The sequence below is a fragment of the Pseudomonas neuropathica genome (assembly GCF_015461835.1).
In the GTDB taxonomy this organism is placed as follows: domain Bacteria; phylum Pseudomonadota; class Gammaproteobacteria; order Pseudomonadales; family Pseudomonadaceae; genus Aquipseudomonas; species Aquipseudomonas neuropathica.
Genome location: NZ_JACOPX010000021.1, coordinates 13189 through 39460 on the forward strand (window position 1 = coordinate 13189; position 26272 = coordinate 39460).

Below are 26272 nucleotides of genomic sequence, written 5' to 3' on the forward strand. Positions count from 1 at the left end.
CTTTTCGGCAACAGCTCAAATTTATCGGGCCGGCGCCTCAGCCGGTTTCGCCACCGCCGGCTTCAACACCAGCCACAACGCCAGCGCAATCAACACCCCGCCATAAATGTGCGCCATCGACAATGGCTCATCCAGCAACAACGCCCCCCACAACACCCCGAACGGCGGAATCATGAAGGTCACGGTCATCGACTTCACCGGCCCGATCGAGCTGAGCAGGCGGAAGTAAATGATGTAGGCAAACGCCGTGCAGCCAAGACCCAGGCCCAACAGCGACAGCCAAACATTCCAGCCGCCCCAACTGGCCGGCGGTGCGGTGATCACGCTATATCCAAACAACGGCAACAGAAACAGCGTCGCACCGAGCATGCTGCCCAGCGCCGACAATCGGCTGTCCAGACCACCGGCCTGATCCAGCCAGCGTCGCGCGAGGAAACCGGCAAAACCATAACAAGTGGTCGCCAGCAAACAGGCGAGGGCGCCCATCAACAATTGCAGATCGAACGCCACGGGACCGGCGCGGGTCAGCACGCCAACACCGAACAGGCCGAGGAACACCCCGCCCAGTTTGGCTGCGGTGAGTTTTTCACTGAAGAACAACCCGCCAATCAGCACGCCCATCAATGGCGTGGTGGCATTGAAAATCGCCGAGTAGCCGGCCGGCAACACTTGGGCCGCAACCGAATACAGCGTCGCCGGAATCCCCGAGTTGATCACACCCAGCAGCATCACGGTTTTCAGTTTGCCTTTGAAGTCCCAGCGCACGCGCATCAGCCCGAGAATCACCAGCAGCCCTGCAGCCGCAATCGACACGCGAAAGAATCCGGTCGGGATCGTGCCGATCACCGGCGCAATGATGCGCATGAACAGAAAACTCGCGCCCCAGATGGCCGCCAGCGACAACATACGGAAAATATCGACAGGGCTCACGGCGGGTCTCCTTCCTTGATCGGGACGAGAGTGTTGCCGAGCGCCCTGCCGAAGGCAACCGCTAATCGGGCATGCAACTGTTCGTTCAGATCACAAAGCGTGTGACCAGGCCGTTCAAGTCGACGGCCAGACGCGACAGTTCCTGGCTCGCCGCCGAAGTCTGGGTGGCGCCAGCGGCGGTCTGCGTCGAGAGGTCACGGATGGTCACCAGATTCTGATCGACCTCACGCGCCACCAGTGCCTGCTGCTCGGCTGCGCTGGCGATCACCAGGTTGCGTTGGTTGATCTGCGAGATCGACGCGGTGATTTTTTCCAGTGCCTGACCGGCACTGTTGGCCCGACGCAACGTCTGGCCAGCCTGCTCGGCACTGCTCTGCAACGCGCCCACTGTCGACCCCGTGCCTTGCTGGATGCTGCTGATCATCAGCTCGATTTCTTCAGTGGAATTCTGCGTGCGTTGTGCCAGCGAGCGCACTTCATCGGCCACCACCGCGAAACCGCGCCCGGCTTCACCGGCGCGGGCCGCTTCGATTGCCGCATTGAGCGCCAGCAGATTGGTCTGTCCGGCAATCCCGCGAATCACTTCCAGCACTTTGCTGATGTCCTGTGCCTGCGTGGCCAGGCCTTCGGCTTGTGCAGAGGCGCCCAGTACGGCGTCGACCAGTTCTTGAATCGAGCTGATGGTTTCGCTGACCTGCACATGGCCGTGCTTGCTGTCCTCGTTCGACGCGGCAGACGCCTCGGCGCTGGACACCGCGTTGGCCGCGACTTCGTCCACCGCGGTGCTCATCTCGGTCACTGCGGTGGCGGCTTGTTCGATCTGATCGTTCTGCTGTTGCAGGCCGCGAGTACTTTGCTCCATCACCGAACTCATTTCCTCGGCCGCGGAAGCCAGCTGCTGCGCCGATTCGCTGATGCCGCGAATGGTCGAGCGCAGATTGCCCTGCATCTCGGCCAAGGCGTTGAGCAAATGCGCAGCCTCATCTTTACCGGTGCTGACGATCTCGCCGCTGAGGTCGCCGGCAGCAATGCGCCGCGCCACATTCAGGGCCTGATTGATCGGGGTGGTGATGCTGCGTGTCAGTTGCCAGGCCAGCAGCAGCGTGGCAATCAGGGCAACCACGATGATGGTCGCGACGATCCACAATGCCCGTTGGTACATCGCTGCGGCGGCATCGGCGGCGGCGTCGGCACCTTGCTGATTGAACGCGATCATCTGCTCGAGGGTTTTGTCGAGCAGCGTTCCCTGTGGCGCCAGTTCATTGTTAAGCCGCGTGTAGGCCTGTTCACTTTGCCCGGCGTCGATCTGGCCGATGATCTGTTCGAGAATACTCATGTACTTGGCGGTGTTGGCATTCAAACCGTCGAGCATCAGCCGTTCTTCTTCGCTGGTGAGCAGGGCTTTGTGATCGGTAAGGCGCTTGAGCAATTCCTCGCGCTGCGCCTTGAGGATGCCTTTGCTTCTGTCGCGCACAGCAGACTGGGTGCTGGTGATCAGGCGCAAGGATTCAAGACGGATGCTGGCGATGTTCGCCGCCGCGTCATGGATGCTCTCGATGCTCGGCATCCACGATTCTTCAATCACTGTCGCACTCTCGCGCAGGGTTTTCATCTGGCCCAGACCGAACAGGCCGACCACCACCAGCAGACCGGCCAAAACGGCAAAGCTCAAACTGGCGCGCAAACCTATGCGCAGATTCCGGATAGACATCAGTGTGCTCCTTGATCTTTGAGGGGGGAGGTTGTCCTCGTGGGCCGAGGATCTTGTTGTGAGGGGGTGATGGCGGGCTGTATATCAAAGTGCCACTATTTTGGTAAGACCAATCTGGAAGCGTCGCCGTCGGTACGTGCATTTGCAGTAAAGCCACGAGCTAGACGCTTCTGCTCAGTATTGGATCCGAAGACCAGAGAATTCGCGGGCTGGCGCAGGGCGGCCAGAAGGACCATCAAGGTGATTAACTGACCGAACGGTCGATTAAAAAAACTTTGCTAAAAACTGTGTCGCTGTACAACCCTGACGCGGATTTGGCAGAAATTGCACTTCACGCGCACACGCTTGCGTGGCTAAGCTCAGGCACAGATTTCCCCACGCACGCCGAGGTCTTATCTATGCCGCAGCAATGGCCAGCCACCGACATCGCCCGCATGATCCTCGATGGCTTTGACGATTACCGCGAGCATTTCCGGCGGATCACCGACGGCGCCCGGGAACGCTTCGAGCAGGCACGCTGGCAGGAGACGCAAACGGCGTCGGCGGCGCGGATCAATCTCTATGAAGAAAAGGTCGGCGAAACCATCGCTCGCCTACGCGAATACTTCGATGATGAAACGCTGATGAACGTCAGCTGCTGGCCGCTGGTGAAAAGTGCCTACATCAGCGTCATCGACCTGCGCTTCGATGATGAGTTGTCCGAGACCTGGTACAACTCGATTTTCTGCGGGCTGTTCAGCCACGACCTGATCAGCGACGGCTGCATGTTCATCCACACCACCCGCCCGAGTCTGCGCCGTGCTCGCGCCGCGCAAACCCGCACCTACAAACCGCAGGGGCAGTTGTCGGGGATGCTCGCGAGCATTTTTGCCGACTACCGTTTCAGCGAGGATTACGCCGATCTGCCGGGTGACCTGCGCCGCCTCGAAGCGCAACTGCGCGAGAACCTGCCGGACTGGGTGTGCAAGGATCCGGAGCTGAGCGTCGAGCTGTTTTCCTCGGTGTTGTACCGCAACAAAGGCGCGTACCTGGTCGGGCGCATTTACACCCGTGACGAGCAATGGCCGTTGGTGATCCCGCTGTTGCATCGAGAGGGGCGCGGGATTCAGATCGACGCGCTGATCACCGACGAAGCTGATGTATCGATCATCTTCTCGTTCACCCGTTCGTATTTCATGGTCGATGTGCCGGTGCCGGCGGAGTTCATCGGCTTTTTGCGGCGTATTCTGCCGGGCAAGCACATTGCCGAGTTGTACACCTCAATCGGCTTCTACAAGCACGGCAAGTCCGAGTTTTACCGCGCGCTGATCAATCACCTGGCCAACACCGATGATCAGTTCATCATGGCGCCGGGCGTGCGCGGCATGGTCATGAGCGTGTTTACGCTGCCGGGCTTCAACACCGTGTTCAAGATCATCAAGGACCGGTTCTCGCCGTCGAAAAACGTCGACCGCGCCACAGTGATCGAGAAGTACCGATTGGTGAAAAGTGTCGACCGGGTAGGGCGCATGGCCGATACCCAGGAGTTTGCCGACTTCCGTTTTCCGCTGAGCAAGTTTGATCCGGCGTGCCTGGAGGAGCTGCTGGAGGTGGCGCCGTCGACGGTGTCGGTCGAGGGCGACACGGTGTTGATCCGTCACTGCTGGACCGAGCGGCGAATGACCCCGCTCAATCTGTATCTGGAAAACGCCAACGATGCGCAGGTGCGTGAGGCGCTGGAGGATTACGGCCTGGCGATCAAGCAACTGGCGGCGGCGAACATCTTTCCCGGTGACATGCTGTTGAAAAACTTTGGCGTCACTCGCCACGGCCGGGTGGTGTTCTACGACTACGACGAAATCTGCTTCCTGACCGAAGCCAACTTCCGCCACATCCCCGCACCGCGCACGCCGGAGGACGAAATGGCTTCGGAGCCGTGGTATTCGATCGGGCCGCTGGATGTCTTCCCCGAGGAGTTTCCGCCGTTTCTGTTTGCCGATTCGGGGCAGCGCAAGCTGTTCGATCAGTTGCATGGCGAGTTGTATAACGCCGATTACTGGAAGAGCTTGCAAGAGGCGATTCGGGCGGGGAAGGTCATCGACGTCTTCCCATACCGCCGCAGAGGCTTGGATAACGAGTAAGCCCTGAAACCCTCACCCCAGCCCTCTCCCGGAGGGAGAGGGAGCCGACCGAGGTGTCTTGGGTCAAACGCCGACCTGAAAGAACTCGGCGATTATGGATTCGGCAAAGCTCTTTCAGGTCGATGTACCTTTGAAGCATCCCCCAATCGGTCCCCTCTCCCTCCGGGAGAGGGCTAGGGTGAGGGCAGCAATCCCCCTGACACGCCAAACATCCCCCAAATCTGCGACAATCCGCCCCCTGCATAAATAGACGACCGAATTGCCTACCCGATGACCGACGAATCGCCCTCCATCGACAAACTGCTGAAGAACCTCGATCACGCCATGCTCGCCGACCGTCACCGGCTGCGGCGGCAGTTGCTTGAGCTGCGCAAGAAACCCGATGAGGCCAAACTGGCCCAATGGGTGACGCGCATGCAGGCGTCCTGCGATCAGGTGCTGGCACGGCGGGCCAGCCTGCCGGTGATTCGTTACGACGACAGTCTGCCTATTGCGGCCAAGCGCGACGAGATCAAGAAGGCGCTGGAGCAGCATCAAGTGCTGATCATCGCCGGCGAAACCGGCTCGGGCAAAACCACCCAGTTGCCGAAAATCTGTCTGGAAATCGGTCGCGGTCAGCACGGTCTGATCGGCCACACCCAACCGCGTCGAATCGCTGCGCGCAGCGTCGCCAGCCGGGTCGCCGAAGAACTCGCTACGCCGCTCGGTGCGCTGGTCGGCTATCAGGTGCGTTTCGAGGATCAAAGCGATTCCAACACCCTGATCAAGCTGATGACCGACGGTATTCTGCTGGCTGAAACCCAGAACGATCGCTACCTCGAACGCTACGACACGATCATCGTCGACGAAGCCCACGAGCGCAGCCTCAACATCGACTTCCTGCTCGGCTACCTGAAAACCCTGCTGCCGCGTCGCCCGGACCTGAAAGTCATCATCACTTCGGCGACCATCGATCTGGAGCGCTTCTCCAAGCACTTCGACGATGCGCCAATTGTCGAAGTCTCCGGCCGCACCTTCCCGGTGGACACCTGGTATCGCCCGCTGACCCTGGAGCAGGACGAAGAGGGCAACCGCGTCGAGGATGACCTGACCGTCGATCAGGCGATCCTCGCTACTCTCGATGAAATTGCCGCGTATGAACGCAGCGAACGCCGCAGTCCCGGCGACGTGTTGGTGTTCCTGCCCGGCGAGCGCGAGATTCGCGACGCCGCCGACATGCTGCGCAAGGCGCAACTGAAACACACGGAAATCCTGCCGCTGTACGCGCGCTTGTCGCCGGCCGAACAACAGCGGATTTTTCAGTCGCACCCGGGCCGTCGCGTGGTGCTGGCGACCAACGTCGCCGAGACCTCGTTGACCGTGCCGGGCATCCGTTACGTGATCGACAGCGGCACCGCGCGCATCAGCCGCTACAGCTACCGTGCCAAGGTCCAGCGTCTGCCGATCGAAGCGATTTCCCAGGCCAGCGCCAACCAGCGTAAAGGTCGTTGCGGGCGGGTTGAGCCGGGCATTTGTATTCGGCTGTACAGCGAAGAAGATTTTAACGGGCGCCCGGAATTCACCGATCCAGAGATTCTGCGCACCAACCTCGCTGCCGTGATTCTGCAGATGCTGCATCTGCGTCTCGGCGAGATCACCGCATTCCCGTTCATCGAGCCGCCGGATGGCAAGGCGATCAGCGACGGTTTCAACCTGCTGCAAGAACTCTCGGCGGTTGACCGCAACAGTCAGCTGACGCCGCTCGGTCGCCAACTGGCGCGCCTGCCGGTCGACCCGCGCATGGGCCGTATGCTGCTTGAAGCAGCCAAGCTCGGCAGTTTGCAGGAAGTGCTGATCGTCGCCAGTGCGATGTCGATTCAAGACCCGCGCGAGCGGCCGCCGGAGCGTCAGCAAGCTGCCGATCAGGCCCACGCGCAATGGAAGGACACCGATTCGGACTTCGCCGGACTGGTCAATCTGTGGCGCGGTTTTGAAGAGCAGCGCCAGGCGCTGACCGCCAGCCCGTTGCGTAACTGGTGCCGGAAGAATTTCCTCAACTATCTGCGTCTGCGCGAGTGGCGCGACTCGCATCGGCAGTTGAGCCTGATCTGCCGCGACATGCAGCTGAGCCTCAACAAAGAGCCGGCGGATTACCCGAAACTGCACAAAGCGGTGCTGGTCGGCTTGCTCAGCCAGATCGGCCAGAAAACCGAGGATGGCGATTACCTCGGCGCGCGTCAGCGACGTTTCTGGATTCACCCGTCGTCGGGCATCGGCAAGAAGCGCCCGCAGTGGCTGATGACCGCCGAACTGGTGGAAACCACCAAGCTTTATGCACGCATGGTCGCCAAGATCGACGCCGACTGGATCGAGCCGTTGGCCGGGCACTTGATCAAGAAAAACCACTTCGAACCGCATTGGGAAAAGAAGCGCGGCCAAGTCGTCGCGTTCGAACAGATCACTCTGTTCGGGCTGATCGTGGTCGGCCGCCGGCCGGTGCATTACGGCCCGGTGGATCCGGTGGTTTCTCGCGAATTGTTTATCCGTGAAGGTCTGGTGCGTGGCGAAATTCAATCGAAAGCCAAGTGCCTGACCGCCAACCAACAGTTGCTTGAACAGCTCGACGAACTGGAAGCAAAAGCCCGTCGTCGCGACATTCTCGCCGATGAAGAAACCCTGTACGCGTTCTACGACGCGCGATTGCCGGCGGAGATTCACCAGACCGCCACCTTCGACAGCTGGTACCGCATCAACAGCCAGAAGAATCCGCAATTGTTGATCATGCGCGAAGAAGACGTGCTGGCCCGCGAAGCCAGTGAAGTCACCGCGCGCGATTACCCGGACACGCTGCACATCGGCGATCTGGAACTGGCGCTGACTTATCACTTCGAACCCAATCATCCGCGCGACGGCGTGACCCTGCGCGTACCGGCCCCGCTGTTGCCGATGCTGCCACCGGAACGCCTGGAATGGCTGGTGCCGGGGCTGATCGAGGCCAAGTGCATCGCCCTTGTGCGCAACCTGCCGAAGGCCTTGCGCAAGAACTTCGTGCCGGTGCCGGACTTCATCAAAGCTGCGCTGCAACGCATGACCTTTGCCGAGGGTTCGTTGCCGCAAGCGCTCGGTCGCGAACTGCTGCGCATGACTGGCGCGCGGGTCAGCGACGAGGCCTGGGTCGAAGCCGAGCAAGGCGTCGAGGGGCATCTGCGGATGAACCTGGAAATTGTCGACGGCCAAGGCAAATTCCTCGGCGAAGGTCGCGATCTGGCCGAGTTGACCGCACGGTTTGCCGAAGCCAGTCAGGCCGCGCTGGCGGTGCCGCAGAGTGCGAAAAATCAGCAACCGGTGGAGGCCAAGGTCTTCGCCCCGGTAGCAGAAAAGACTCAGCAGAAGATCGCCGGGCTGTCGATGACGGTGTATCCGGCGCTGGTTGAAGAGGGCGGCACGGTCAAGGAAGGGCGCTTCTCGACCCCGGCCGAGGCCGAATTCCAGCATCGTCGCGCCTTGCAGCGGTTGTTGATGCAGCAACTGGCGGAGCCGGCCAAGTTCCTGCGTGGCAAGTTGCCGGGGCAAACCGAACTGGGCTTGCTCTATCGCGAGCTGGGCCGGGTTGATGCGCTGGTTGAAGATATTCTGCTGGCGAGCCTCGACAGCTGCATTCTCGAAGGCGAAGACCCGTTGCCCCGCGACGGCGCTGGTTTGGCGGCACTGGCCGAGCGCAAACGCGGCAACTGGACCGAGCACGCCGAGCGCGTGGCCCGGTTGACCCTGGAGATTCTCAAGCTGTGGCACGGCCTGCAAAAGCGCTTCAAGGGCAAGATCGATCTGGCCCAGGCCGTGGCGCTCAATGACATCAAGCAGCAAATCAACAATCTGGTGTATCCGGGGTTTGTCCGCGAAACGCCGATGCAGTGGCTTAAGGAGTTGCCGCGTTACCTGAAAGCGGTCGAGCAGCGCTTCGAAAAGCTCGGCGCGCAGGTGCAGAAGGATCGCGTCTGGAGCGGCGAACTCGCCGGCCTCTGGGGGCAATACCAGACTCGCGCGGCGAAACATGCCCAGGAAGGCAAACGCGATCCGCAGCTTGAGTTGTATCGCTGGTGGCTGGAGGAATACCGGGTGTCGCTGTTCGCCCAGCAGTTGGGGACGAAAGTGCCGATTTCCGACAAACGCCTGAACAAGCAGTGGACCCAGGTCGAACCCTGACCCCACGCCTTGTAACGATCCTGTAGGAGCTGCCGAAGGCTGCGATCCTTTGATTTTGCTTTTTACAACGTCAAGATCAAAAGATCGCAGCCTTCGGCAGCTCCTACAGGGATCGCGTTTAGAAGGAGAAAGGCGCCAAAAGGCCACGTTTATGGCAAACTTCGCCACCATAAACGCCGGTTTCGCGACCCAGAGCCTTCGGCCGGTTCGCGCGACGGAATAAAGCGATGCCAGGTTTGCGTCCCCCGGATGGGAATAGACCCTTTGTGTGTTGGTACGACGGTTCCAGCACTTTCTGCCTGAACAGATTAGAGAAACGACCATGCATAACGTCGTCATCAGCGGCACCGGCCTGTACACCCCGGCCAACAGCATCTCCAATGAAGAGCTGGTGCAGTCTTTCAACGCCTACGTCGCCCAGTTCAACGCCGACAACGCCGAGGCCATTGCCCGCGGCGAAGTCCAGGCCCTGACCGAATCCAGCGCCGCGTTCATCGAAAAAGCCTCAGGCATCAAGAGCCGCTTTGTCATGGACAAGGATGGCATCCTCGACCCACAACGCATGGCCCCGCGCTTGCCGGAGCGTTCCAACGACGAATGGTCGGTGCTCTGCCAGATGGCTATCGGCGCTGCTGAACAGGCCCTGCAACGTGCCGGCAAAACTGCTGCCGACATCGACGGCGTCATCGTTGCCTGTTCCAACCTGCAGCGCGCCTACCCGGCCATCGCCATCGAAGTCCAGGAAGCCCTGGGCATTCAGGGCTTCGGTTTCGACATGAACGTGGCCTGTTCCTCGGCGACTTTCGGCATCCAGGCCGCTGCCAACAGCGTGCAGCTGGGCCAGGCCCGGGCGATCCTGATGGTCAACCCGGAAGTCTGCACCGGTCACCTGAATTTCCGTGACCGCGACAGCCACTTCATCTTCGGCGATGCCGCGACTGCAGTGATCATCGAGCGCGCTGATACCGCGACGTCCAAACACCAGTTCGATGTGGTCAGCACCAAGCTGCTGACCAAGTTCTCCAACAACATCCGCAACAATTTCGGTTTCCTCAACCGCGCGGCGGAAGAGGGCATTGGTGCCCGCGACAAACTGTTCGTGCAGGAAGGCCGCAAGGTGTTCAAGGATGTCTGCCCGATGGTTGCCGAGCTGATCGGCGAACATCTGCAAGAGAACCAGCTCAACGTCGGTGACGTGAAGCGCTTCTGGCTGCACCAGGCCAACCTGAGCATGAATCACCTGATCGTGCGCAAGTTGCTGGGTCGCGAAGCCACTGAAGAAGAAGCCCCGGTGATTCTCGACACCTACGCCAATACCAGCTCTGCGGGTTCGGTGATTGCTTTCCACAAGTATCAGGATGATCTGGCTGCCGGTTCGCTGGCGGTGTTGAGTTCGTTCGGTGCAGGCTATTCGATCGGTAGCGTGATTCTGCGCAAGCGTTGAAAATCGGTTTAATTTCCACCTGATCGCGCCGACCTTTCCTACATCCGAATCGGCTCAAACGCTGTAATTTTTCGGAAATGACGGCAGGTGAAGACCTGCCGCTATCATTTTCGGAATCGGCACAAGGAGATTTTTGGATGGCGGCTGACGATACCCAACTGCTTGCGCGCCTGCTGGCGGGTGAGCAAAAGGCCTTCAAGGAACTGGTGACAACGTATCAGAGCGCCATGCGCGCTGTGGCGTATGCGATTGTCGGCCAGCGCCATGTCGAAGAAGTGGTGCAGGACGCCTGGTTGTCGGTGGTGCGCCACATCGCCAGCTTCGAAGGCCGCTCCAGTCTCAAGACCTGGCTGTTGACCATCACGGCCAACTCGGCCAAAAGCCGATATAAACAAAATCGCCGGGAAGTGTTGATGGATGATCTGCCGTCACCCCATGGCACGATCGACGATGACCGCTTTTCTCCCGGTGACGGCCATTGGCTGGTTGCCCCGTTCGCCTGGCATCAGGACACCCCGGAAGCCTTGCTGACCGAAGGTGAATTGCGTGACTGTCTGGAGCACACTCTGCTGAACCTGTCGGAACTGCAAAGCAGCGTTTTGTTGTTGCGCGAACGCCAAGGGCTGGAGCTGGAGGAGATCTGTAATCTTCTGGAGATCTCGCTCTCCAATGTCCGTGTGCTGCTGCATCGTGCGCGGCTGAAAGTCTTCGCGACCGTGGAGCATTTTGAGGAGACCGGGGAATGCTGACCTGTAAGGAACAAGTGGCGCGCTCCAGCGATTATCTCGATGACCAATTGAGCTTTCGCGAAAAGCTGATGGTGCGTCATCACCTGATGTTCTGCCCGAACTGTCGGCGTTTCATTCGTCAGATGCGTTTGATGCAAGCGACCTTGAAGGCGATGCCGGAGAAACCGGAAGAGGGTGTGGACGCGCTGGCTGAGCGTCTGGCTACGCAGAGGCGGGACGATAGCCCGTAAAAACACAGCCCGGTGCAGCGCCAGCGAACGGATGATGGGGATCGCTGTAACTGCACCGGGCTGCAGGAAAATCAGCTTCGATCGGCAAATCGCAAGGGGAGCTGTGACTTGCGGCTTGTCGCTCGAAGCGTGTAGCTGTTTTCTTAGAACTTGGCTTCCGCGTCCAGCTGCAAGGTGTTGGCGTCAGCGTCACGCTGGGTACGGCTGGCGAAGTCAGCCTTGGTCAGGAAGTACGTGGCACCGATAGCGAAGTTCTTGTCGATGTCGTAACCGACCTTGAACTTGTGCCCACGGGAACCGGTGGTGCCGTTGGCGAAGTCGGAGTCGGTGAAAGCGCCGACTACGGCGTTGCGCTGCACGTCACGATAGTTGTAATCGAGGTTCAGGCCGAAGACTTTCGACTTGGCACCCAACAGCCACGCAGTGTCCTGATCGGTCACGGCATCGTTGTTCTTCACGTACTGACCGTAGAACGACAGTGGCATTGGCAGACCGCCGATGTCGACCTGGCTGAAGCCTTCATACAGACGGAATTCGTTGTTGGCCGAGTTGCCGTTGACCGCCAGTGCGCACGGTGTGGAAGTGCCGGTGCAGCGGCTGTCTTCGTCGTTCTGGTAGGCGTAGACACTACCGCCCAGAGTCACTTTCAAGTTGTCGGTGATGTTGAAGCGGCTACCCAACTGGCCGGCGGTCAGACGCAAGTCGTGACGGAATTGCACGCCATCGCCGTCGACGTTGTCCTTGAGGTTGTAGTTACCCAGGCTGCCGAACAGTTCGGCGCTGCTGCCCAACGGGTATTTGTAGGTAACGGCCAGACCTTCCGGGTTGATGTCGCTATCCCAGATCACGTCGCCCATGCTGACCCACGGCTGGAGCATCTTGCCGCCGATGATGTGCAGGTTCTTGATCTGGTCAGGGTGGTAGTCGATGTAGCCCAGATCCAGCCAGATCTGCTTCTTGTCGAAGTAGTTGTCCTGGTCCTGGTTGGTCGAACGGGCATCATCGCCGCCGCCGGTGGCGATACGGATACCGGTGTCGACTTGCGGGTTGATCTCGGTGTAGGCACCCAGACGGGCGCGGATGCGCTGACGGTCCTTGTCGCGGCCGCCGTTGTTCGGTTCGCCATCGATCTTGATGGTTTCCTGACGGATACGCACATCGCCCTTGAATTGGGTCTTGGCTGCCCAGGCGAGTTTCTGGTCGAAGACGCTTTGTTCGTTGGTTTTCTTCGCAACAGCGGCGACTTGTTCGTTGGTCTCTTGCTGCGCCTGCTGCGCGATTTGCTGAGCCTTCTGATCCTTGGCCAGTTCAGTTTGCAGTTCGATGTACTGCGCCTGGGAAATGGAACCGTTAGCCTTGAGCATGTCGAGCAGTTTGGCGTCGACTGCAGCACTGGCCGGAACACTCATGGCCAGCAACAAGCCACCGCACAGGGCCGCCGCAGTTTTCGTGGAAGCAAGACGCATAGCAATCTCCGAAGATGAGAGGGGATGGCACAACCATCCGGGGCACAACCGACGATTCGAACGTCGGAAAACAGTGTCCGGGTAGAACCCGGCGCTCTAAAAACAGGCGCCAGTATCGCGATGGTTTATGACAGAGCAGTGGCACAGTGATGGCAGGTTGATGACGATATCGATTTGGCCTGAACTATTGAGCTAGAGCGCTGTCGGCCGATTGCGGGTGTGCAATGGCGCGCAATCGGCGATACTCGCCGGGCGCTGAAGTCCTGTTGTGGAGAGCTGTCGATGCCGTTGCAATGCCTGCAAAACCTGTCGCAAATCGCTCCGGCAACCTGGGATGCGCTGGTGCCTGAAAGCCAGCCCTTTCTGCGCCATGCTTTTCTCAGTGCACTGGAAGACAGTGGCAGCGTTGGCCCTCACACCGGCTGGCAACCTGAGCATCTGCTGCACATCGAAGATGATCGACTGATCGCCGCGCTACCCAGTTATCGCAAGTGGCATTCCTACGGCGAGTACGTGTTCGATCACGGCTGGGCCGACGCCTGCGCCCGCGCCGGTATCGATTACTACCCCAAGCTTTTGACGGCCGTGCCATTCAGTCCAGTCAGCGGCCCGCGCCTCTTGGCGGCCAATGTCGAAGACGGTTTCGAGCTGCTCAAGAGTCTGCCCGGTTACCTGGAGATCGAAGGGCTCTCCAGCGCACACATCAATTTCACCGACGCCTTCACCGACGCGGCGATGGCCGAACAACCGGGCTGGCTGCAACGCATTGGCTGTCAATATCACTGGCAGAATCGCGGGTATCGCGACTTTCAGGATTTCCTCGACGTACTCAGTTCGCGCAAACGCAAACAGATGCGCAAGGAGCGCGAGCAAGTGGCGGGGCAGGGCTTTGCGTTTGAATGGCTGGAGGGGCGCGAGCTGGACGAGGCGCAGTGGGATTTTGTCTACGCCTGCTACGCCAATACCTATGCGGTGCGGCGTCAGGCACCGTACCTGACGCGGGAATTTTTCAGTCTGCTGGCCGAGCGCATGCCCGAAGCGATCCGCGTAGTACTGGCCAAACAAGGCTCACGGCCAGTGGCGATGGCCTTCAGTCTGGTCGGTGGCGACAGTTTCTACGGGCGCTATTGGGGCTGTCTGGCGGAGTTTGATCGACTGCACTTTGAGACCTGTTTTTACCAGGGTATGGATTATGCGATCGCGCAGGGGTATCAGCGTTTCGATGCCGGGGCGCAGGGCGAGCACAAACTGATTCGTGGGTTTGAACCGGTGATCACCCATTCATGGCATTACTTGCGCCATCCGGGGTTGAAAGCGGCGGTGAAGGATTTCCTGAAACAGGAACGCGCCGGCGTCCTCGCTTATGCCGAAGAAGCAAAAACAGCCTTGCCCTACCGCCAAACCTAGGCCCTTTGTAGGAGTGAGCCTGCTCGCGATAGCGGTCTATCAGTCAACATTGATGGCTCTGACAGACTGCTATCGCGAGCAGGCTCACTCCTACAAGGGGAATTGTGCAGGTTTCAGGTTTCCTCTTTGCCCAGCCAGCGATAGATCCCGCCACCGACCACCGCGCCAATCAACGGTGCGACCCAGAACATCCACAACTGGGCAATCGCCCAGCCGCCGACCATCAGTGCCGGTCCCGTGCTACGGGCCGGGTTCACCGAGGTGTTGGTGACGGGAATCGAGATCAGGTGAATCAGCGTCAGGCCCAGGCCGATGGCGATCGGTGCCAGCCCCGGTGGTGCGCGTCTATCGGTCGCGCCCAGAATGATGATCACGAACATCGCCGTCATCACCAGCTCGGTCACAAACCCCGCCGCCATGGAATACTTCCCCGGCGAATGCTCGCCATAACCATTGGAAGCGAGGCCCGCAGCGATATCGAAACCCTCCTTGCCGCTGGCGATGTGCGCGATCAGCGCCGCCGCGAGAATCGCGCCAAGCACTTGCGCGATGATGTAGGCGGGCAACTCTTTGGCCGGAAACCGACCGCCGACGAACAGACCGACCGACACGGCCGGGTTGAGATGACATCCGCTGATGTGACCGATGGCGAATGCCATGGTCAGCACCGTCAGACCAAACGCCAGGGCCACCCCCAGCACCCCGATACCCAACGGTGAAGACGCGGCAATCACCGCGCTGCCGCAACCACCCAATACCAACCAGAACGTGCCTAACAACTCAGTGACTGAACGTTTGAACAGAGACATGAGAGGCGTCCTTGATAGCCCTGCTATCGAGACTGCATCGCGTTGCGCATCCCTGCAGATTTACGACAGGTTTCGTGCCGAAACCTTGGCTGAGTACAGCAGGCTTTCTGCGGATTTCCAGCAGCCACAAAAAAACCGCCAGCACCCTTGGTTTGCGGGCTGTGGCGGTTTGATCGGTCACTGATTTCACACATCCTTTGTAGGCGTGAGCCTGCTCGCGATAACGGTGTGTTATCAACATTAGTGGGCCTGACACCGCTATCGCGAGCAGGCTCACTCCTACAGGGTTTTGTGGTGACGGAAAAAGTCAGTCGATGCCGACAAACCCTCCGGTCTGGTGCGCCCAAAGTCGTGCATACAGACCGCGATGGGCCAACAGCTCGGCATGGGTGCCGCTCTCGGCAATCTTGCCGTTCTCCAGCACCACCAGCCGATCCATACGGGCAATGGTCGAGAGTCGGTGCGCAATCGCGATGACAGTTTTGCCCTGCATCAGGGTTTCCAGGCTTTCCTGAATCGCCGCTTCCACTTCCGAGTCCAGTGCCGAGGTCGCTTCGTCCATGATCAGGATCGGCGCGTCCTTGAGCAACACCCGCGCAATCGCGATGCGCTGACGTTGGCCACCGGACAGTTTCACCCCGCGCTCACCGACGTGCGCGTCAAACCCGGTGCGCCCTTCGGCGTCCGACAGCAGCGGAATGAACTCATCGGCACGCGCTTTGTGCACCGCATCCCATAACTCGGCATCGGTCGCATCCGGTTTGCCGTACAGCAAGTTGTCGCGGATCGAACGGTGCAGCAGCGAGGTGTCCTGGGTGATCATGCCGATCCGTGCACGCAGGCTTTCCTGACCGACTTCGGCGATGTTCTGGCCATCAATCAGAATCCGCCCACCCTCGACGTCGTACAGGCGCAGCAATAGATTGACCAGCGTCGATTTGCCGGCGCCGGACGGCCCGATCAAACCGATTTTCTCACCCGGTTTGATGTTCAGATTGAGGTCGCCGATGATCCCGCGCTTCTTGCCGTAGTGAAAATCCACGTGCTCGAAACGCACTTCGCCACGGGCCACGTCCAGCGGTTTGGCCTGCTCGTGATCGGTGACGCTGACCGGTTGCGAAATGGTGCGCAGACCGTCCTGAACCATGCCTATGTTTTCGAAAATGCCGGTGACCACCCACATGATCCAGCCGGACATGTTGACGATGCGGATCACCAGGCCGGTGGCCAGGGCAATCGCACCGACAGTGATCAGCGACTGCGTCCACAACCACAGCGCCAACGCGGTGGTGCCGACGATCAGCAAGCCGTTCATGGCCGTGATCACCACGTCCATGCTGGTGACGACGCGACCGGCCATTTGCGCTTTGACGGTCTGTTCTTCGATGGCTTCCTTGGCGTAGTGCTGTTCGAAGTTGGTGTGGGCGAACAGCTTCAGCGTGGCGATATTGGTGTAGCCGTCGACGATGCGGCCCATCAGTTTCGAGCGTGCGTCGGAAGCTTCCACCGAGCGATCCTTCACGCGCGGTACGAAGTAATACAGTGCGCCGATGTAGGCGACGATCCACGTCAACAGCGGAATCATCAGGCGCCAGTCGGCTTCGGCGAACAACACCAGCGAACTGATCGCGTAAATCACCACGTGCCATAGCGCATCCACCGCTTGCACCGCTGAGTCACGCAGCGAGTTGCCGGTCTGCATGATGCGTTGGGCGATGCGCCCGGCGAAATCGTTCTGGAAGAAATTCAGGCTCTGCTTGAGCACGTAGCTGTGGTTCTGCCAGCGGATCATGCTGGTCATGCCGGGGCTTAACGTCTGGTGCACCAGCAGGTCGTGCAGGCCGAAGAAAATCGGGCGCAGGACGAGGGCAACCACCAGCATCCACGTCAGTTCGAGGGCGTGGTCGCTGAAAAAATTCGGGTTCGGTGTGCCTTGGGCCAGATCGATGATGCGGCTCAGATAACTGAACAGTGCGACTTCGATCAGTGCGGCGAACAGGCCAACGACGAGCAGGGCGGCGAAACTTGGCCAGACTTGCTTGAGGTAATAGGTATAGAAAGGCCAGACGCGATCTGGAGGGGACGCCGTCGGCGCCTCGCGGAATATGTCGATCAGTTGTTCGAAACGGCGATAGAGCATCAGATAACCGCCCGGAGCACGGGCTCTCCTTTTATCGGTGTGAGCGGCGCGGGATCAGGCCAGCGCCGCTCGATACGCCCTGTACAGCTTAGTCGATGACTTTGGCCGACTTGATGAATACAGGGTCGGCAGGTACGTCTTTCATGCCGCTTTTGGTGGTGGTCGGCGAGTTGACGATGATGTCGACAACGTCCATGCCTTTGACCACTTTGCCGAATACTGCATAGCCGTCGCCCTGGTCGAGGAAGTCGTTGTCCTTGACGTTGATGAAGAACTGGCTGGTCGCCGAATCAGGTACGGAAGTGCGAGCCATGGACAAGGTGCCACGAACGTTCGCCAAACCGTTTTTGTGTTCGTTCTTGATTGGAGCCTTGGTTTCTTTCTGCTGCATCTGTTGAGTGAAACCGCCGCCCTGGACCATAAAGCCCGGGATCACACGGTGGAAAATCGTGTTGTTGTAGAAGCCACTGTTGACGTAATCCAGAAAGTTCTTGGTACTGACCGGTGCCTTGACCGGATCCAGCTCGATTTCGATCTGGCCGTTAGTGGTGTCCAGCAGCACGTGCGGTGCCTTGGCCGGCGTGGCTGCCATCAGGTTGGCGGCAAACAGCACAGTACCAGCGGCGAGGGCGAGTTTTTTCAACATGGGTCAGTGATCCTGAGATTGAATATCGGCTGCGGTGAGGAACTCCAGCAGCGTTTGATTGAAACGTTCGGGTTGATCGAGCGGGGTGGCGTGGCGCGAATCGGCGATCACCACCAGCCGCGCATTCGGCAGCAGTTTTACATAGGTTTCTTTCAGTGCCACCGGTGTGTAGTCACGGTCGGCGCTGATGACGAGCGTTGGACAGGACACTCGGGAAAGTCGTTCCTGAACGCCCCAGCCAACAATCGCATCGAAGCTGGCGAGATAAGCACGTTTGTCGTTTTTTGCCCAGCGTTCGGCCATTTTCTGTCGCAGATCCGCCTGTTCCGGTTTCGGAAAAAGTTTACCGCCGAGGGCTTTGCCGATGGTCGCGAGGCTGAGTACGCGCATCAGGCTCCAGCGTTTGAACCACTGCCAGTAGTCGTCGCGGCTGCGGATTTTGACCTCGGGCGCACTGTTGACGATGGTCAGGCTCTTGAGCATTTGCGGATGATCGACGCCGAACTGGAAGCCGATCATGCCGCCCATCGACAGCCCGACGTAATGCACCGGGCCAAGGTTCAGATGCTCTATCAGGGCAAGCAGGTCGGCGCTGAAACCGGCGATGCTGTAGCGCTCGCGCGGTTTGTCCGAACGCCCGTGGCCGCGGATGTCCGGGACGATCACGCGGTAGTGCGCGGCCAGGGCCGGGATCTGCATTTCCCAGTCCAGTGTGCTCGAACCGAGCCCGTGAACCAGTAGCAACGGCGCGCCGTGGCCATATTCCTCGTAGTGCAGGTTGCAACCTTCATGTTCGAACCAGGCCATCGGTGAACTCCGTGTCAGGCTTGTTCAGGGGCGGCGAACGGTGCGTCCAGCGGCAAAGTGTCAAAGGTACGCAGCAGTTCGATGAGGATTTGCGTGGCCGGGCCCAGGGGTTTGTCCTTGTTCGAATACAGATAGAAGCTGGAGTTGCGGTTGCCGCCCCTGTCCAACGGTAGCAGCTTGAGCGAGCCATCTTTCAGTTCGCGCTCGATCATGTGCCGGGGCAGCCAGGCAAAACCGAGGCCGCTGCTGACGAACGTCGCCGCCGTGGCGAGGCTGCCAACGGTCCAGCGCTGTTCGGCGCCGAGCCAGCCGACATCCCGTGGTTGCTGGCGGCCGGAGTCGCGGATCACCACTTGCATCTGGGTTTCCAGATCCTGAAAGCTCAGCTCACGGTTGAGCCGGTGCAGCGGGTGATCGGGGTGGGCGACGGCGACAAACTCGACGTCACTCAATTCCGCGCCGAGGTAACCGGGAATGCTCAGGCCGGTGATGGCCAGATCGGCCACGCCTTCGAGCAGCACTTCTTCAACACCCGACAACACCTCCTCACGCAGACGCACGCGACAGCCGCGACTCTGCGGCATGAACGCGGTCAGCGCGCGGACGATGCGTGCACTCGGGTAAGCAGCGTCGACCACCAGCCGCACTTCGGCTTCCCAACCTTGCTCCATGTGATGGGCGAGGTCTTCCAGTTGACTGGCCTGTTTCACCAGTTGCCGCGAACGGCGCAGCAACACGCCGCCGGCTTCGGTGAGCACGGCTTTACGCCCGTCGATGCGCAGCAACGGCACGCCGAGTTGGTCCTGCATGCGGGCGACGGTGTAACTCACCGACGATTGCGAACGGTGCAAGGCCTCGGCGGCCTGGGCGAATCCGCCGCGGTCGACCACGGCCTGCAATGTTCGCCATTGATCCAGGGTCACGCGGGGCGCTTTCATCAATAGCTCCTCTTGTCCTAAGCTGGCCGTCCCTCATGGAGACTGCCGAATGAAAAAATTCTGTTGTGTGCTGCTGGCGCTGCTTCCGCTGACTGCTTTTGCTTACCCGATCGATGTGCAGAAAGATCTCAACGGCATGAAGATCGATTACGAGACTTTTTCCACTGACAGCGATATAGGCTCGATCAGGGTGGCCAACTACGGTGACGTCGATGCGACCTGCAAAGCGGTTTTCCAGAATGGTCCGGAAGCACCACGCACGCGCAACATCGATGTCCCGGCAGGCAAGTACAGGAATGCCACGGCCAAGTTCAATCGCTCGATCATCAAACTGCGCATCAAACTGAGCTGCACCCCGAAATAACAGTCGCCTCCTGTAGGAGTGAGCCTGCTCGCGACAGCGGTGTCCCAGATAAATCAATATCGCCTGACACACCGCTATCGCGAGCAGGCTCACTCCTACAAGGGTATGTGTCAGCTTATAAACGAATTTATCGATGTGTTATAGCAATTATTTGCGCTTTTTCATCGATTCGACTCTGTTTAACCTTCACTCCATCGACCTACAACATTCTCGGATGGAGGCTACACACCATGTCCCGCGTTCTGATCATCGAAAGCAGCGCCCGCCAGCAAGACTCGGTTTCCCGTCAACTGACCCAGACTTTCATCAGTCAGTGGAAAGCAGCGCATCCCAACGATCAGATCACCGTACGTGACCTCGCCGTGAACCCGGTGCCACACCTGGACAGCAATCTGTTGGGTGGCTGGATGAAGCCTGCCGATCAGCGCAACGCCAACGAGCAATCGTCGCTGGATCGCTCCAACGAATTGACCGATGAATTGCTCGCTGCCGACGTGCTGGTGATGGCTGCACCGATGTACAACTTCGCCATCCCGAGCACCCTCAAGGCCTGGCTCGACCACGTATTGCGTGCCGGCGTGACCTTCAAGTACACCGAAACCGGCCCGCAAGGCCTGCTCAGCGGCAAACGTGCCTACGTGCTCACCGCTCGCGGCGGCATCTACGCCGGCGGTCCGGCCGACCATCAGGAGCCGTACCTGCGCCAGGTCATGGGTTTCATCGGCATCAACGACGTGACCTTCATTCATGCAGAGGGCATGAACCTTGGTGGCGACTTCCAGGAGAAGGGCCTGAATCAGGCCAACGCCAAACTGTCTCAGGTTGCTTGATAGGTTAATCGCCAGATAATCCCCGATTGTTTAAGTGACCTGGCGCAACCCCTTCAAGGCTCTACGCGCATCGAACCTCCCTTTGCACTTGTTGCTCCTGAGTGCTGTAGCCCGATTGAACGCATTTGCGAGATCGGGCTTTTTTTTGCCTGCGATTCAGAGAACGACGTAGATCCCTGTAGGAGTGAGCCTGCTCGCGATGACGGTTGTTCAGACACATCAGTATTGACTGACACACCGCTATCGCGAGCAGGCGAAGGCCTACAGGGGATCTGTGTTGTTGGAGGGTTCGCGGTCTGGCGCAAAAACCGCTATCGTCGCCGCCATTCAAAACAGAGGCGAGCATGGGCTATCTACTTTTTGTCACGCTGATCCAGGCGTTTTCCTTCAGTCTGATCGGCGAATACCTGGCCGGTCATGTCGACAGTTACTTCGCGGTGCTGGTGCGCGTGGTGCTGGCCGGGCTGGTGTTCATTCCGCTGACCCGCTGGCGGTCGGTCGAACCTTCATTCATGCGCGGCATGCTGATGATCGGCGCCTTGCAGTTTGGCGTAACTTACGTCTGCCTCTACCTGAGCTTCCGCGTGCTGACGGTGCCGGAAGTGTTGCTGTTCACCATCCTCACGCCGCTGCACGTGACGTTGATCGAAGACGCGCTGAACCGCCGCTTCAATCCGTGGGCGCTGATTGCCGCGCTGGTCGCGGTGTGCGGTGCGGCGGTGATTCGTTTCGACAGCGTCAGTCCGGACTTCTTCATGGGCTTCCTGCTGCTGCAACTGGCCAACTTCACCTACGCGGCGGGGCAGGTGATGTACAAGCATCTGGTGGCGAAACACCCGAGCGATCTACCGCATTACCGGCGTTTCGGTTTCTTCTACCTCGGTGCACTGGCAGTGGTGCTGCCGGCATTCCTGATGTTCGGCAAAGCCAACTTCCTCCCGGAAGCGCCGCTGCAGTGGGGCGTGTTGCTGTTCCTCGGCCTGGTCTCGACCGCGCTGGGCATGTACTGGTGGAACAAGGGGGCGTGCATGGTCAACGGCGGCACGTTGGCGGTGATGAACAATTTGCATGTGCCGGTGGGGTTGCTGCTGAACTTGCTGATCTGGAATCAGCATGAGGAATTGGGGCGGTTGTTCCTTGGCGGCAGCGTCATCCTCGCTGCCGTATGGATCAGCCGACTGGGCATCCGCAAATCCTCAGTCACCGCATAACCCCTGTAGGAGTGATCGGTGGGGTTACATCAGGTGTTTCTGTGGTTCGGGAATGCTCGCCGCGCCAAGTACCGCCGGCAGCAACCCCGAACGCAAATCCCCGCCACTCGGCTGCTGATACAGACTCAGCCCGAACTCCGGCAACACCGCCAGCAGATAATCGAAAATATCCCCCTGAATCCGCTCGTAATCGGCCCACACCGTGGTGCGGGTAAAGCAGTAAATCTCCAGCGGAATGCCCTGCGCCGTGGTCTGCATCTGCCGGACCATGCAGGTCATGTTCGGTTGAATCTCCGGATGACTCTTCAGATACGCCAGCGCATAGGCGCGAAACGTGCCGATGTTGGTCATGCGCCGACGGTTGGCCGACATCGCCGCGACATTGCCCTGCGCTTCGTTCCACGCCTTGAGCTCGGCTTTCTTGCGGCTCATGTAGTCGGTCAGCAGGTGCACCTGGGAGAGCTTTTCTTCTTCGTCATCGCGGATGAAACGCACACCGCTGGCATCGATGAACAGGCTGCGCTTGATCCGTCGCCCGCCCGATTGCTGCATGCCGCGCCAGTTCTTGAACGACTCGGACATCAGCCGCCAGGTCGGGATCGAGACGATGGTCTTGTCGAAGTTCTGCACCTTGACCGTGTGCAGGGTGATGTCGACCACATCGCCATCGGCGCCGACTTGCGGCATCTCGATCCAGTCGCCGACCCGCAACATGTCGTTGCTGGTCAACTGCACACTGGCGACAAACGACAGCAGGGTGTCCTTGTAGACCAACAGAATCACCGCCGACATTGCGCCCAGACCGGACAGCAGCAACAGCGGCGAACGGTCGATCAGTGTGGCGACGATGATGATCGCACCGAACACATACAAAACCATTTTCGCCAGTTGCACGTAGCCTTTGATCGAGCGCGTACGCGCATGTTCGGTGCGTGCATAGATGTCGAGCAGGGCATTGAGCAGAGCGCTGACCGAGAGCAACAGGAACAGAATGGTGAACGACAACGCGACGTTGCCGAGAAAGGTCATCGCGGTTTTGTTCAGTTCCGGCACCAGATGCAGGCCGAACTGGATGACCAGCGATGGCGTCATCTGCGCCACACGCTGAAACACCTTGTTATGGCGAAAGTCATTGATCCAGTGCAGCGCCGGTTGGCGCCCGAGCATGCGGCTGGCATGCAGGATCAGGTAACGCGCCACTCGTCCGAGCACCAGTGCGATGACCAATAGCACGGTCAGTGCGAGGCCAGCCTGCAAGAACGGATGCTGTTCGAGGGTGCCCCAGAGGTCTTGGGCGTTGTGCCAGAGCTGTTTGAAATCCATATGAGCAACGATTCTTCTGTAAGACGCGATGGGCGATTAGAGCATTTAAGACGCCGTGTATTACCGTTGAAGACAAATCGAGCAACAAAAAAGCCACTGATTACGTCCGTTTGTATAAAGAAACTCGGCCTGAGCGCTCGAAACCGGTAACCTATGCAGCTGTTTTTTTGCATATCTTCGAGGTAGCACCCGTGTTTTCCCAATTCGCCCTGCACGAACGCCTGCTTAAAGCTGTGGCCGAGCTGAAATTTGTCGAGCCAACGCCTGTGCAAGCCGCGGCCATCCCGCTGGCGCTCCAAGGGCGTGATCTGCGGGTGACTGCGCAAACCGGTAGCGGCAAAACCGCCGCTTTCGTACTGCCAATCCTCAATCGCCTGATCGGCCCGGCCAAGGTCCGCGTCAGCATCAAGACGCTGATCCTGCTGCCGACCCGTGAACTGGCCCAGCAGACCTTGAAGGAAGTTGAACGCTTTTCGCAGTTCACTTTCATCAAGTCCGGCCTGATCACCGGTGGTGAAGACTTCAAGGTCCAGGCCGCGATGCTGCGCAAAGTGCCGGACATCCTCATCGGTACCCCGGGCCGGATGATCGAACAACTCAACGCCGGCAACCTCGACCTCAAAGAAGTCGAAGTGCTGGTGCTCGACGAAGCCGACCGCATGCTCGACATGGGCTTCGCCGAAGACGTACAGCGTCTGGTTGACGAATGTCCTAACCGTCAGCAGACCATGCTGTTCTCCGCTACCACCGGCGGTTCCGGTCTGCGCGAGATGATCGGCAAGGTGCTGAACAACCCTGAGCACTTGCAGCTCAACGCGGTCAGCCAGCTGAACTCGACCACCCGTCAGCAAATCATCACCGCCGACCACAATCAGCACAAAGAGCAGATTGTGAACTGGCTGCTGGCCAACGAGACCTATCAGAAGGCCATCGTCTTCACCAACACCCGCGCCATGGCCGACCGCATCTACGGCCGCCTCGTGGCTCAGGAATACAAAGCGTTCGTGCTGCACGGCGAGAAAGACCAGAAGGATCGCAAACTGGCGATCGACCGTCTGAAGCAGGGCGGCGTGAAGATTCTGGTCGCTACCGACGTCGCGGCCCGTGGTCTGGACGTTGATGGCCTGGATCTGGTGATCAACTTCGACATGCCACGCAGCGGCGACGAATACGTGCACCGCATCGGCCGTACTGGCCGCGCCGGTAACGACGGTCTGGCGATCTCGCTGATCTGCCACGGCGACTGGAACCTGATGTCGAGCATCGAGCGCTACCTGAAGCAGAGCTTCGAGCGCCGCACCATCAAGGAAGTCAAAGGCACCTACGGCGGACCGAAAAAGGTCAAGGCCTCGGGCAAAGCCGTTGGTGTAAAGAAGAAAAAGACTGACGCCAAGGGCGACAAGAAGAAAACTGCCGCCAAGACGCCGACCAAGCGCAAGAGCGTCAACCGTCCGAAGCCGGACTCGTTGGTGAGCAGCGATGGCATGGCACCGCTGAAGCGCCGCAAGCCGGCCGAGCCAGCGGCTGAGTAAGCTTTTCAGGCGCGCATAAAAAACCCGGACAGTGTCCGGGTTTTTTTCGTCCATCAGTTGCCGAGCTGGCCACTGGTGTCGGCATCAAAGCGCCGTTTGGCTTGATCTGCTGCCGGTTTCAAGGCGGCGAGCAGTGCTGCTTCGCTGTACAACCCGGTAACCGCCAACTCCTTGGGCGTCGGCTCGATCGGGATCAGCACGTCGTCACCGTCGGCATGCAGCCAGATCGCCACAACATGCAGCGCCGAGACAAACAGCACGCGCAGCTCAACGGTTTTACCCTGCAATTGCGGCGCTTGTTCCGCCAGTTTCAGCGCAGCCACCGTCGCGGCGGCGTGATCGCCGTGATTCAGCGAGGCGAACTCGACATGCCCGCGCACCTCGGCCAATTGCGCATCGGCAATCGTCACGCCATCGGCAAACACCAGGTAATGCCAGTCGCCGAGGCGGGCGTCTTTCAGGCCTTTGCCTTGGCTCAGGTCTTCCAGATTCAGCGAGTAGCCGCGATAGGCCTCACTGAGACTGATCTTCGCAGGTGCTGCGTTGGCGAATTGGCGATTGGCGCCAAAGCCTTGGGTTTGCAGTGCAGCTTGTAGCGCCGGGCGCAAGGTCTGTACGCCGTTGGAAGGCGCCTTTGGATAAGTCAGTTGCATGATCTCGCCCTCCTAGTTTTTCACGGTGAAGTAAGTGTGAGTCCAATTGCCGCCGCCGTTATAGGCGCGGGGGAACGCGTTCAGTGCGCGGGTCGAATAGCCATAGATCGAGTCCGCGACCAATACGTAATCGCCGTTGGTGCCGTAGATCGTCAGAAAGTGCGCGCCGCCGCCGTACCAAGCGCAGCGCAGGCCGACCGGGCGGCCCATGCTGATCTGGTTCTGAATGGCCGACATCTGCAGCGAGCCTTGATTCATGCCGTTGTAGCTACGGGTGGTTTGCAGGGCCGAATCCAGATAGCCGTAGACGTTGCATGGCCCCGGCTGATTGCAGCAGTTGCGATCGAGCTGAGTGCTGGCGACGCCACACTGGGTCCAGTTTCCGGTGCCGTAATAATTGCCGACCGAGGCGGAAACGGCGGCCCAGCACCAGTTGGTCTGGGTCTGTTTCTGCATGTTGAAGTTGAGGCTGCCGGCGGCGAGAGCGCTGAGTTGTTCAGCGGCTTCGACTTCGACCAGTTGTGGGTCGAGCAGATGACTGGCCAGGCACCTTGGCAAAGATTCGCCGGTGAATTGCGTTGCTTCTGTGGTTAACATTTTTCAATCCTCCATGAGTGAAAACAAGCGTCCAGCTTGTTTGGCATTGCGATGTTCCAGAGCGATCGGTGTTCAAGGGTTGCCGTGTCAGATGGCCCGTTCCGATCTCGTTGCTCGATGTAACCGTAGTTACGAATATGCATTAGCGCAAATAAATAAATGCATTAGTGCATTTTTGAGATG

Annotated in this window: 21 protein-coding genes; 10 read left to right on the forward strand and 11 right to left on the reverse strand. The window is 59.4% G+C overall.

The window, feature by feature from the left end:
- Positions 1 to 21: 21 nt before the first annotated feature.
- Both H8F23_RS25690 and H8F23_RS25695 read right to left on the reverse strand, forming a co-directional pair.
- Positions 22 to 930: a DMT family transporter gene (locus H8F23_RS25690; protein WP_194936237.1), complete on the reverse strand. Its 909-nt coding sequence runs from the start codon at positions 928 to 930 to the stop codon at positions 22 to 24.
- A gap of 85 nt (positions 931 to 1015) precedes the next feature.
- Positions 1016 to 2641 carry a methyl-accepting chemotaxis protein gene (locus tag H8F23_RS25695; protein ID WP_194936238.1) on the reverse strand — a complete coding sequence of 542 codons (1626 nt, stop codon included), beginning with the start codon at positions 2639 to 2641 and terminating at the stop codon, positions 1016 to 1018.
- A 398-nt stretch (positions 2642 to 3039) separates the two neighbouring features.
- Between H8F23_RS25695 and aceK the strand changes: the two genes are divergently transcribed.
- The 5 genes from aceK (at position 3040) to H8F23_RS25720 (ending at position 11366) form a co-directional block, all read left to right on the forward strand.
- Positions 3040 to 4761: a bifunctional isocitrate dehydrogenase kinase/phosphatase gene (aceK, locus tag H8F23_RS25700; protein ID WP_095113751.1), complete on the forward strand. Its 1722-nt coding sequence runs from the start codon at positions 3040 to 3042 to the stop codon at positions 4759 to 4761.
- Between the two features lie 270 nt (positions 4762 to 5031).
- Positions 5032 to 8943, forward strand: a complete 3912-nt coding sequence (hrpA, locus tag H8F23_RS25705) for an ATP-dependent RNA helicase HrpA (protein ID WP_194936239.1) — start codon at positions 5032 to 5034, stop codon at positions 8941 to 8943.
- A gap of 322 nt (positions 8944 to 9265) precedes the next feature.
- Positions 9266 to 10387 (forward strand): beta-ketoacyl-ACP synthase III, encoded by a 1122-nt coding sequence (locus H8F23_RS25710; protein ID WP_194936240.1) that lies wholly within the window; start codon positions 9266 to 9268, stop codon positions 10385 to 10387.
- A gap of 137 nt (positions 10388 to 10524) precedes the next feature.
- Positions 10525 to 11136 carry an RNA polymerase sigma factor gene (locus H8F23_RS25715; protein WP_093438125.1) on the forward strand — a complete coding sequence of 204 codons (612 nt, stop codon included), beginning with the start codon at positions 10525 to 10527 and terminating at the stop codon, positions 11134 to 11136.
- Entirely contained in the window at positions 11130 to 11366 is a 237-nt protein-coding gene (locus tag H8F23_RS25720) for an anti-sigma factor family protein (RefSeq protein ID WP_194936241.1), read from the forward strand. The genes H8F23_RS25715 and H8F23_RS25720 overlap by 7 nt, the downstream gene beginning before the upstream one ends.
- Before the next feature lie 143 nt (positions 11367 to 11509).
- Here the strand turns inward: H8F23_RS25720 and H8F23_RS25725 are convergent, their stop codons facing one another.
- Positions 11510 to 12832 carry a putative porin gene (locus H8F23_RS25725; RefSeq protein ID WP_007914428.1) on the reverse strand — a complete coding sequence of 441 codons (1323 nt, stop codon included), beginning with the start codon at positions 12830 to 12832 and terminating at the stop codon, positions 11510 to 11512.
- Between the two features lie 282 nt (positions 12833 to 13114).
- Between H8F23_RS25725 and H8F23_RS25730 the strand changes: the two genes are divergently transcribed.
- A complete protein-coding gene (locus H8F23_RS25730) occupies positions 13115 to 14239 on the forward strand; it encodes a GNAT family N-acetyltransferase (protein ID WP_194936242.1) in 1125 nt (374 codons plus the stop codon).
- A 113-nt stretch (positions 14240 to 14352) separates the two neighbouring features.
- Here the strand turns inward: H8F23_RS25730 and aqpZ are convergent, their stop codons facing one another.
- The 5 genes from aqpZ to H8F23_RS25755 form a co-directional block, all read right to left on the reverse strand.
- Complete coding sequence (aqpZ, locus tag H8F23_RS25735) at positions 14353 to 15048, reverse strand: aquaporin Z (RefSeq protein ID WP_064586473.1); 696 nt, start codon at positions 15046 to 15048, stop codon at positions 14353 to 14355.
- A 307-nt stretch (positions 15049 to 15355) separates the two neighbouring features.
- Complete coding sequence (locus H8F23_RS25740; protein ID WP_194936243.1) at positions 15356 to 17188, reverse strand: ABC transporter ATP-binding protein; 1833 nt, start codon at positions 17186 to 17188, stop codon at positions 15356 to 15358.
- A gap of 88 nt (positions 17189 to 17276) precedes the next feature.
- The gene (locus H8F23_RS25745; RefSeq protein ID WP_194936244.1) at positions 17277 to 17834 is read right to left on the reverse strand and encodes a peptidylprolyl isomerase; all 558 of its coding nucleotides are present in this window, start codon (positions 17832 to 17834) and stop codon (positions 17277 to 17279) included.
- Between the two features lie 3 nt (positions 17835 to 17837).
- Entirely contained in the window at positions 17838 to 18641 is an 804-nt protein-coding gene (locus H8F23_RS25750; RefSeq protein WP_194936245.1) for an alpha/beta fold hydrolase, read from the reverse strand.
- A 14-nt stretch (positions 18642 to 18655) separates the two neighbouring features.
- On the reverse strand, positions 18656 to 19579 hold the full coding sequence (locus H8F23_RS25755) for a LysR family transcriptional regulator (protein ID WP_194936246.1): 924 nt from the start codon (positions 19577 to 19579) through the stop codon (positions 18656 to 18658).
- A 49-nt stretch (positions 19580 to 19628) separates the two neighbouring features.
- Between H8F23_RS25755 and H8F23_RS25760 the strand changes: the two genes are divergently transcribed.
- The 3 genes from H8F23_RS25760 (at position 19629) to H8F23_RS25770 (ending at position 21984) form a co-directional block, all read left to right on the forward strand.
- Positions 19629 to 19943 (forward strand): 3-phosphoglycerate kinase, encoded by a 315-nt coding sequence (locus H8F23_RS25760; RefSeq protein ID WP_194936247.1) that lies wholly within the window; start codon positions 19629 to 19631, stop codon positions 19941 to 19943.
- Positions 19944 to 20173: 230 nt separating this feature from the next.
- Complete coding sequence (locus H8F23_RS25765) at positions 20174 to 20773, forward strand: FMN-dependent NADH-azoreductase (RefSeq protein WP_099758291.1); 600 nt, start codon at positions 20174 to 20176, stop codon at positions 20771 to 20773.
- 344 nt (positions 20774 to 21117) lie between these two features.
- Complete coding sequence (locus H8F23_RS25770) at positions 21118 to 21984, forward strand: carboxylate/amino acid/amine transporter (protein WP_194936248.1); 867 nt, start codon at positions 21118 to 21120, stop codon at positions 21982 to 21984.
- 24 nt (positions 21985 to 22008) lie between these two features.
- On the opposite strand, the gene H8F23_RS25775 is transcribed toward H8F23_RS25770, so the two are convergent.
- A complete protein-coding gene (locus H8F23_RS25775) occupies positions 22009 to 23307 on the reverse strand; it encodes a mechanosensitive ion channel family protein (RefSeq protein WP_093438086.1) in 1299 nt (432 codons plus the stop codon).
- A gap of 191 nt (positions 23308 to 23498) precedes the next feature.
- Here H8F23_RS25775 and H8F23_RS25780 point away from each other — a divergent pair, with 191 nt between their 5' ends.
- On the forward strand, positions 23499 to 24839 hold the full coding sequence (locus H8F23_RS25780; protein ID WP_038358505.1) for a DEAD/DEAH box helicase: 1341 nt from the start codon (positions 23499 to 23501) through the stop codon (positions 24837 to 24839).
- A 53-nt stretch (positions 24840 to 24892) separates the two neighbouring features.
- Here the strand turns inward: H8F23_RS25780 and H8F23_RS25785 are convergent, their stop codons facing one another.
- Together H8F23_RS25785 and H8F23_RS25790 are read right to left on the reverse strand one after the other, a co-directional pair.
- Entirely contained in the window at positions 24893 to 25492 is a 600-nt protein-coding gene (locus tag H8F23_RS25785; RefSeq protein ID WP_194936249.1) for a hypothetical protein, read from the reverse strand.
- A 12-nt stretch (positions 25493 to 25504) separates the two neighbouring features.
- A complete protein-coding gene (locus H8F23_RS25790) occupies positions 25505 to 26089 on the reverse strand; it encodes a papain-like cysteine protease family protein (RefSeq protein WP_194936250.1) in 585 nt (194 codons plus the stop codon).
- Positions 26090 to 26272 lie beyond the last annotated feature (183 nt).